The sequence below is a fragment of the Pontibacter rugosus genome, assembly GCF_042678745.1.
GTDB lineage: Bacteria > Bacteroidota > Bacteroidia > Cytophagales > Hymenobacteraceae > Pontibacter > Pontibacter rugosus.
In genome coordinates this window covers 1-8,489 of the sequence record NZ_JBHTLD010000208.1, presented here as the reverse complement: position 1 = coordinate 8,489, position 8,489 = coordinate 1, and the positions used below count along the sequence as shown (strand labels likewise).

Here is an 8,489-nt window from a genome sequence, read left to right as displayed (position 1 = left end):
GTTCTAATAACAGAGAACCTATAACACCATCTTATAGTTAATGAACAAGCCACTAGTGTAAACGCTAACTATATATTAGCGAATACTACTAGACCAAAACTGCTTTCCAGTCTAAATGTTTAGAAATTTTTTTACGCCTTTAAGCCGCTCATTAAGATGTTGTTGATGACATCCATTCGCGCCTCTATATCTGCAAATTTGTTCTCAACCAGGAGGCCTACTTCTAAGCCGCGGAAAGCACAAACCATGGCAAAAGCAATTGCATCAACGTCACTTACGGCATACTGCGCAAACTCACCTTTCTCAAGTCCAAACTTCAGAATGTTCCGCACGATGGTGATCTCCCTTATTTCATACCTCCTGTTAAGTTCAATCAGGCGCTGCATGTTGGCTTCGATATCACCACGGATCACGTTGCATAAATTTGCTTTTTCCTGTAGCAAACCAAACTTCACACTACAGAGGGTCCGAAGCTTGTTTTCAGCAGTTTCTGCTTTTGCAACTTCTTCTCTTAAAACCCGAAACACCTCCTCCATTTCCCGCGTCACTACTTCATCAAAGATCTCGTCTTTACTTTTGTAGTAATAATAAAGTGTACTCTTCCCTTTCCCCGCAGCTTTGGCAATGTCTTCCATCGTAGTCTTACACCAGCCAAAACGCCTGAAAAGATGTTGAGCCCCATTCAGGATCTCTATCTTTATCTGTTCATCTTTCTCATTCATACGCTCTAGACCAAAACCGTTTTCTGGTCCAAAGGTAATATTTTTGTTATGATCAACAATATATTTTAAAAAATATTTATAGTTGAAATGAGGCGCTTATTCATTCCATCTATAAAAAAACACCCCCTCATCTATCAGAAATAAGGATTTACGTCTTAAATAAAATACATGTCTGTACACATATTTTTGCGACTGCAGTACGCAAAGCCTATTACCTTTTGCACTTAAAACCCTTGAATACCTGATTGCCTTTGTATTGCACAGGCGCTAACGATAAGATGAATCTGGTGAAGGCGGAGCTGTACCGGTGCATTAAGGTCAAATTACACACAGCATGAACCACGTCAGAAGAAAACAATAACAACATCTATGACTGAAGGTTGTTCTTTTGTTTGCTGCTTGCCTCGACAGCCGCAACAAAGCAATAACCCATAAGTATAAAGTAAGTGATGCAGCCAAGGCTGTGCTGCTTCTTGCTATACATTTAACTATAGGAGCTGATCATTATTTAATTTAACGTGCTTAATCACCCATGTCAATTGCAAATAAACCCCTTACCCCTACCTACAGCCTGCTTCTTTTCCTTCTGGTTTTAGTAAACTTAACAGCCAGTGCCCTCTCGGCACAAGCGCAGTTACTACCATCTGATACTTCTGACAGTCAGGAAGTTTTAGCCCCGCAATGGGCCGAAGACTCTCTGGGCAGGCGCACGCCACGCGGCACTGTGGATGGCTTTATAAAAGCAGTAGCTGCGGAAGATTACTCCAAGGCCGCCCATTATCTGAATATTGAGAAGAAGCCGCGTGGGGCCAAACAAGATGGGGCTATACTGGCTCAGGCGCTGCAACGCTTACTCGACCAAAGGGGAAACATTATGCCCTACTCCTGGATCAGCAATGAAACGAGTGGCCTTGCCGGCGATAACCTGGGACCGAACCTGGACCGCGTAGGAACGGCAACTTATCAGGGAGAAACATTTGATTTATTTGTTGAAAAAACAGAAGGGCCGGAAGGTGAACCTATATGGCAATTTTCCTCCGAAACAATTCAGCGAGTACCGCTCGAGCCCGAAAAGGTAGAGGACCTGCCGCTAACGGACAGACTACTGCCTACTTACCTGAAAGAGAATAAATGGGGAGGTGTGCCCATTGGGCATTGGCTGGCTATGGTTATGTTGGCAGCCCTGGCATACCTCATTGCCTGGTGTATCACGGCACTCATTATGTTTATCACCCGCTCCCTCTGGCGAAAAGCTGGAGAAGAGCACGTTACTGGTATTCTGAAAGCTTTTGCCTTACCGACCCGGCTGTACCTTACTATTTGGATTCTGGTAGCATCCAGCCGGGAAGCCGGTATTTCCATCATTGTGCGACAGCAGTTCAGTGAATTAAATATCATCATTCTGCTGGTGGCCCTGCTGCTGCTGCTATGGCGCCTCGTTGACTTTATCACCAGGTTCAGCGAAAAGCGGCTGACCCGTCGTGGGAACTCTGCCGGTATCTCTATTGTCCTTTTTCTACGCCGAAGCGCTAAGATTGCCATTGTCGTATTTGGTATTATTGCCATCCTCAGCACTTTTGGGTTTGACGTTACAACCGGCCTTGCTGCTTTAGGTATTGGTGGTATTGCCCTGGCACTGGGTGCACAGAAAACAGTTGAGAACTTTGTAGGTAGTGTAACGCTCATTGCCGACCAGCCCATACGCGTAGGTGATTTTTGTAAAGTAGGCGATACGGTCGGAACTGTAGAACAAATTGGCATGCGCTCTACCCGGATTCGCACCAACGACCGCACCATTGTTACTATTCCAAACGGGGAGTTTTCATCATTAAAAATCGAGAACTATACACACCGTGACCGTTTCTGGTTTCACCCGGTGCTTGGCTTAAGATATGAGACCACTCCTGGCCAAATCCGCTCTATCCTGGCTGAACTAAAGGCACTTTTACTTGCTCACCCTAAAGTTTCCCCAGATCCGGCAAGGGTGCGTTTTGTGGAGTTGGGAGCCGACTCACTTAAACTGGAGTTTTTCGCTTATGTGCTGGCAAAGGATTATAATGAGTTTCTGGAAATACAGGAAGAATTAATTCTTAGTATAATGGACGTGATTGAGGAAGCAGGCAGTGGCTTTGCATTCCCATCGCAAACGCTATACCTTACCCGCGACAAAGGCATAGAAAAAGCACAGACACAGGAGGCAGAAAACACTGAGTTGAATAGATCCGAAGAAGATGCTAGATAATCATGTTGGTGATACGGCTTTGCACATTCTGGTATAATTTTAATCTTTGACCCATTGCTTAACCCTGCCTATACATACTGCTTGCAGCCCAAAGTATGAAAAGTCAAGTATACAGTCCCTGTTTAGGAGATGATGCGCTAAGAGCAAGTTCACCCCTGCCGAACATAATAAGGTGCAGCATTTTAAGAAGATAACTTAACATTCTCTATCACTTATCGTAGCTCAAATAGGCTTAGCATCTTTATCTTGAATAGAAAAGAGTATACTTATGCCTAAGCCTCTTCACCCCTAATAGTATTAATTATGGCAGATGATAAAGCCTGCGAAGGCAAGCCGGCAGCACAGGAGAATTCTGGCCGGCACAACGAACCACGCAGAGAATTTCTGAAACAGAGTTCGCTAATTGCCGCGCTCGCCCTCGCTCCCTCCCCCATCATCAAAGCGGCTGAAACGCCCTGGGATGAAAAACTGGCAGAAAAGTTTGAGAAGGTACGGGTCACGCTAAACATTAATGGAGAAAAGCAGAAGCTCTACATAGAACCACGCGTAACACTGCTGGACCTGCTGCGCGAACAGCTGCAGCTTTCCGGAACAAAGAAAGGCTGCGATTACGGGCAGTGCGGCGCCTGTACGGTTCATGTAGATGGCGAACGCGTTAACTCCTGCCTCACCTTTGCCGTGATGCTGGAAGGTAAAGAGATTACTACCATTGAGGGCTTGGCAAAGGGCGATGCGCTACACCCTATGCAGGAAGCCTTTATTAAACACGATGGCTTCCAGTGCGGCTATTGCACACCTGGGCAGATTATGTCGGGGGTAGCCTGCATACGTGAAGGACATGCTAATTCCGAAGCCGAGGTGCGCGAATATATGAGTGGCAACATTTGCCGCTGTGGTGCTTATCCTAACATTGTAAATGCCATCATGGAAGTTAAAAACGGAGGGCAGAAAGTATGATCCCGTTTCAATATGTAAGGCCATCCAAACAAAAAGCCGCTATCGAGGCTAACGCTAAAGATCGTAACGCTCAATTTATAGCAGGTGGCACCAACCTCATCGACCTGATGAAAAGAGGCGTGATGACACCCGAAAAACTTATTGATATCAATAGGCTTCCGCTCCAAAAAATAGAGAGAAGTAAAAACGTAGTTCGCATTGGGGCACTGGCATCAAACAGCAATGTTGCTGAAGATAAAGTGATACAGGAAAAACTCCCGTTGCTGGCGCAGGCCTTGAATGCAGGTGCTTCGGCTCAATTGCGTAACATGGCTACCGTAGGCGGCAACATGATGCAGCGCACTCGCTGCCCTTACTTTTATGACACCGCCATGCCTTGTAACAAACGGGAACCAGGCACAGGATGTGGTGCTTTAGAAGGTTTCAATCGCATGCATGCCATCTTCGGCTTTTCAGATATGTGTATTGCTGTTAACCCCAGTGATATGAATGTCGCTTTAGTAGCACTTGATGCAACAGTATTGGTGGCAGGACCTAAAGGAGAAAGGACCATTCCGTTCGCCGAGTTCCACCGCCTGCCAGGAGATCATCCTGAAGTAGACACTACTTTGCAAAAAGGCGAGCTGATTTTAGCCGTGGATGTGCCGGATAACCCTTATGCTAAACATGCACATTACCTGAAGGTGCGGGAGCGTACTTCCTATGCTTTTGCACTTATTTCAGTGGCAGCCGCGCTGGATATAGAAAACAACATTATTAAGAGTGCACGTCTGGCTATGGGCGGAGTGGCACACAAGCCCTGGCGCTTAACGGAAGCAGAAAAAGCACTTGCCGGGAAACCCGTGTCAGAGGCATCGTTTAAACAGGCAGCCGAAGTAGCCATGCGTGGAGCCAAGGCTTTTGAACATAACGCCTATAAACTTAGGTTAGGGCCAAGCACCATTATTCAAGCATTGAAAACAGCCGCAGGTATCGCCTAAACATCTACCATGAAAAAACAAGACGCATTACAAGATCCTTATATTGGAGATCCAATGGATCGGGTTGATGGCAGAATGAAAGTAACTGGTGCTGCCAAATATGCCGCTGAGTATGAGCTCCCAAACATGGTGCATGCCGTGCTGGTGACAAGCACTATCGCTAAGGGCCGCATCAAAAGCCTAGACACTAAGCCGGCAGAAAGAGCCTCTGGAGTACTGGCTGTTATTTCGCACCTTAACTCTCCTAAAGTACCTGGTTTTGCCCAGCATGATCACCCCGCTGAGCCACCCACTGGCGGACAACCGCTGCGTGTATTTTACGATGATAAAGTGTACTCTAACGGCCAGCCTATCGCTATGGTGGTGGCCGATACTTTTGAGCGGGCACTACATGCAGCCTCACTGGTAAAAGCACAGTATACACAGGACAAGCATGCCACTGATTTCGATGCAAATGTTCAGAAGGCATTTCTCCCTTCGCAGGCCCAGAAGAACCCCGATTCACATCTGGCTGATTATGTTCGGGGCAAAAAGGAGGCCTACAAAACAGGTGCTATTAAAATAGAAGCCGAATACATACAGCCGACAGAAGTACATAACCCGATGGAGCTTCAGGCCATTATCGCGCATTGGGAAGCAGAAGACAAATTAACGGTATATGATAAAACACAGGCTGTAAAAGGAACGCAGCGTGCCTTTGCCAAGGATTGGGGTATTCCGGTGGAGAACGTGAAGGTAATCGCCACTTTTGTAGGAGGTGCCTTCGGAAATGGCCTGCACACCTGGCCTCATGAAACAGCTGCCATTATCGCCGCTAAAAAAGTAAACAGGCCGGTAAAACTGATGCTGACACGGGAGCAAATGTTTTTTATGGTAGGCTACCGTCCGCACACCTGGCAGAAGATTGGCATGAGTGCCACGGCAGACGGAAAATTGACCGCTATCAGCCATGAAGCTATTGGCCAGACCTCTTCTTATGAGGAGTTCACCGAATCAACCTTGCAGCAGACAAAGATGATGTATGCCAGCCCCAATGTAGACACCCGCTACCGCATTCTGGCGCTGGATGTGAGCACTCCTATCTGGATGCGAGGCCCGGGTGAGGCAACAGGTGCTTTTGCCCTGGAATCCGCAATGGACGAGATGGCTTTCGCTCTGAACCTGGACCCGCTGGAGTTCCGCATGCGCAACCATACCGATACAGACCCCGATAAAAAACTGCCTTGGTCTACCAAATATTTAACTGAATGCCTGCAAGAGGGTGCAAAGCGCATCGGGTGGAGCAAGCGTCAACTAAAGCCAGGCACCTTGCGCGACGGGGAGTGGCAGGTAGGGTATGGCCTGGGCGTTGGCACCTTTGGGGCAAACTTTCGCATGGCTCAGGCAACTGCCCGTTTACAATCAAACGGCAGGGTTATAATCCAGAGTGCAACAACAGACATCGGACCAGGCACAGGCACAGCTATGGTTCAGATTGCCGCTGATGAGTTAAGTGTAGCACCAGCCAACATCACATTTCAGCTGGGTAACTCTGCCTTTCCACACTCACCTTCTCAAGGCGGCTCTTCTACTATTTCAAGTGTAGGGTCGGCGGTGCAGGCAGTATGCATTGCTTTAAAGCAGAAACTACAGGAAACGGCTGTTGCAAAGGGACACGTTGCTTTTCAGGGTGCCGAACCAGATAAGCTGTTATTGCAAGAGGGACAGCTTGCACTGTCCGGGAGTACTGCTGCATCCGTGCCGTTAGCTGATTTGCTAAATGGGCAGCAGGAACTTGTGTTAACTGCCGAAGCCAAACCCGGTGACGAGCGCAAGAAATTCTCTATGTACTCTTTCTCTGTGCATTTTGTGGAAGTTCGGGTACATTCTGTTACGGGTGTGGTACGGGTTAACAAAATCGTTTCCTGTGCCGATGCGGGTACTATTGTAAATGAAAAGACTGCCGGGAACCAAATGATTGGCGGGGCAGTAGGCGGCATCGGTATGGCACTGATGGAGCACGCGGTAATGGACCATCGTTTCGGACGATATGTAACTAAGGACCTGGCAGAATACCATGTACCCGTTCATGCGGATATCCCGCAAATAGAAGTATACTTTGTAAATAAGCCTGATCCTTATACTAATCCACTAGGCACGAAGGGCATCGGTGAAATAGCTTTGATAGGTATGGCTCCTGCGGTTGCCAATGCAGTATTCAACGCCACTGGCAAGCGAATCCGTGAGTTACCAATCACCCCTGACAAGCTGATGCAGCAAGTATAACATTAACTGGCAGAGGTCTGTATCATTAATGCTATGCTGTAATTCCCAAGGCATCCATACTTGTTAGGTCAACTCTAGCAAGAATGGATGCCTTAGGTTTGTATAAGCTCTAGTAGGTTATTCATTCAAACCCTGTACAAAAGCGCGTAGCAAAACGAAGTGACTTATGCCACGGCTATGTTCATAGTAATAGTACCTGCTGCAGTGGCCATAACTTTCATCCTGTTTAGGAGTTTAAGATCAAAACATTCATACTATGGCTATGGCATCAAACCAACAAACTACTTCAGAGAAGGCAACAATTGTGCTGGCAGGGATAACAGGTGACCTTGGCGGGCGCATAGCACAGTCGCTGCTGGCACACGGTGCTAACGTGCGGGCAATTACCAGACCGGGTACTACTGTAGACACCATCAATAAACTGAAGCAGCAAGGGGTTTCTATCATAGAGGCTGATTATAAAAGCGTCTCTGCTCTAAGTAAAGCGCTTTCTGGAGCAACTTGTGTTGTCTCTGCTTTGTCAGGGCTGCAGGAGGTAATACTGGAGGCACAGAGAGTGCTGCTATATGCTGCTGTAGAAGCAGGAGTGCCCCGCTTTATACCTTCTGACTACTCCATTGATTTCACTAACCTGCCGCGTGGCACGAACCGAAACCTGGATCTTCGGCAAGAATTTTCTGAGCGACTTGATGCAGCTCCTATTGCCGCCACTTCTGTGCTGAACGGAATGTTCACAGATCTGCTGACTGGTCAGGCTCCACTGGTTCTTTTCCCCTTGAAACGCATTGTTTACTGGGGAGATGCAGATCAACCTTTGGATTTCACGACCATCAGCGATACAGCTGCCTTCACAGCCGCTGCCGCAATGGACTCCTCTACTCCTACTCCGCGCTACCTCAGAGTTGCAGGAGACACACTTAGTGCACGCGAACTGAGAGAAGTGGCAAGTGCGTCAACAGGGAAAGAGTTTCAGCTTTTCCGTATCGGGGGCTTAGGCACTTTGGATCTTATGATCAAATTCACACGTGCCATCATGCCACAAAGCAATGAGGTATTCCCGCCATGGCAAGGGATGCAGTACTTGCGCAACATGTTTAGCGGTAAAGCAAAGTTAGAACATCTAGACAATGATCGTTATCCAGATATCAGCTGGACTCCTGTTAGCGAAGTGCTGGCTGCTTATAAACAGTGAAGAAAATAATTTTGAGGACGAGCAATCAAATCTTAGCTCGACTTTAGCATTTTTATAAAAAGATAGAACTCACCAAGAAGAGGTAAGGTTAAGATTGTGACCAAACAAATCTTTCCATGTCCAGCTTTCCC

6 protein-coding genes are annotated in these 8,489 nt (G+C 47.3%); 5 read left to right on the top strand and 1 reads right to left on the bottom strand.

All coding sequences use genetic code 11. The annotated features are described in order from the left end of the window. Positions 1–131: 131 nt before the first annotated feature. On the bottom strand, positions 132–722 hold the full coding sequence (locus tag ACFQ2O_RS17755; RefSeq protein WP_377530943.1) for a TetR/AcrR family transcriptional regulator: 591 nt from the start codon (positions 720–722) through the stop codon (positions 132–134). Positions 723–1,254: 532 nt separating this feature from the next. Here ACFQ2O_RS17755 and ACFQ2O_RS17750 point away from each other — a divergent pair. The 5 genes from ACFQ2O_RS17750 to ACFQ2O_RS17730 all read left to right on the top strand — a co-directional run bounded on the left by ACFQ2O_RS17750 (position 1,255) and on the right by ACFQ2O_RS17730 (position 8,358). Then, positions 1,255–2,964 carry a mechanosensitive ion channel family protein gene (locus tag ACFQ2O_RS17750; protein WP_377530939.1) on the top strand — a complete coding sequence of 570 codons (1,710 nt, stop codon included), beginning with the start codon at positions 1,255–1,257 and terminating at the stop codon, positions 2,962–2,964. A 303-nt stretch (positions 2,965–3,267) separates the two neighbouring features. Continuing rightward, the gene (locus tag ACFQ2O_RS17745; RefSeq protein WP_377530936.1) at positions 3,268–3,921 is read left to right on the top strand and encodes a (2Fe-2S)-binding protein; all 654 of its coding nucleotides are present in this window, start codon (positions 3,268–3,270) and stop codon (positions 3,919–3,921) included. Continuing rightward, complete coding sequence (locus ACFQ2O_RS17740; RefSeq protein WP_377530933.1) at positions 3,918–4,901, top strand: FAD binding domain-containing protein; 984 nt, start codon at positions 3,918–3,920, stop codon at positions 4,899–4,901. Before ACFQ2O_RS17745 ends, ACFQ2O_RS17740 begins: the two co-directional genes overlap by 4 nt. 9 nt (positions 4,902–4,910) lie before the next feature. Further along, the gene (locus ACFQ2O_RS17735) at positions 4,911–7,166 is read left to right on the top strand and encodes a xanthine dehydrogenase family protein molybdopterin-binding subunit (protein WP_377530930.1); all 2,256 of its coding nucleotides are present in this window, start codon (positions 4,911–4,913) and stop codon (positions 7,164–7,166) included. A 262-nt stretch (positions 7,167–7,428) separates the two neighbouring features. After that, on the top strand, positions 7,429–8,358 hold the full coding sequence (locus ACFQ2O_RS17730; RefSeq protein ID WP_377530928.1) for an NmrA family NAD(P)-binding protein: 930 nt from the start codon (positions 7,429–7,431) through the stop codon (positions 8,356–8,358). Positions 8,359–8,489 lie beyond the last annotated feature (131 nt).

Coding starts and splice junctions, on each gene's coding strand:
- ACFQ2O_RS17735 (WP_377530930.1), top strand. CDS start 4,911: ATGAAAAAACAAGACGCATTACAAGATCCTTATATTGGAGATCCAATG.
- ACFQ2O_RS17730 (WP_377530928.1), top strand. CDS start 7,429: ATGGCATCAAACCAACAAACTACTTCAGAGAAGGCAACAATTGTGCTG.
- ACFQ2O_RS17745 (WP_377530936.1), top strand. CDS start 3,268: ATGGCAGATGATAAAGCCTGCGAAGGCAAGCCGGCAGCACAGGAGAAT.
- ACFQ2O_RS17755 (WP_377530943.1), bottom strand. CDS start 722: ATGAATGAGAAAGATGAACAGATAAAGATAGAGATCCTGAATGGGGCT.
- ACFQ2O_RS17750 (WP_377530939.1), top strand. CDS start 1,255: ATGTCAATTGCAAATAAACCCCTTACCCCTACCTACAGCCTGCTTCTT.
- ACFQ2O_RS17740 (WP_377530933.1), top strand. CDS start 3,918: ATGATCCCGTTTCAATATGTAAGGCCATCCAAACAAAAAGCCGCTATC.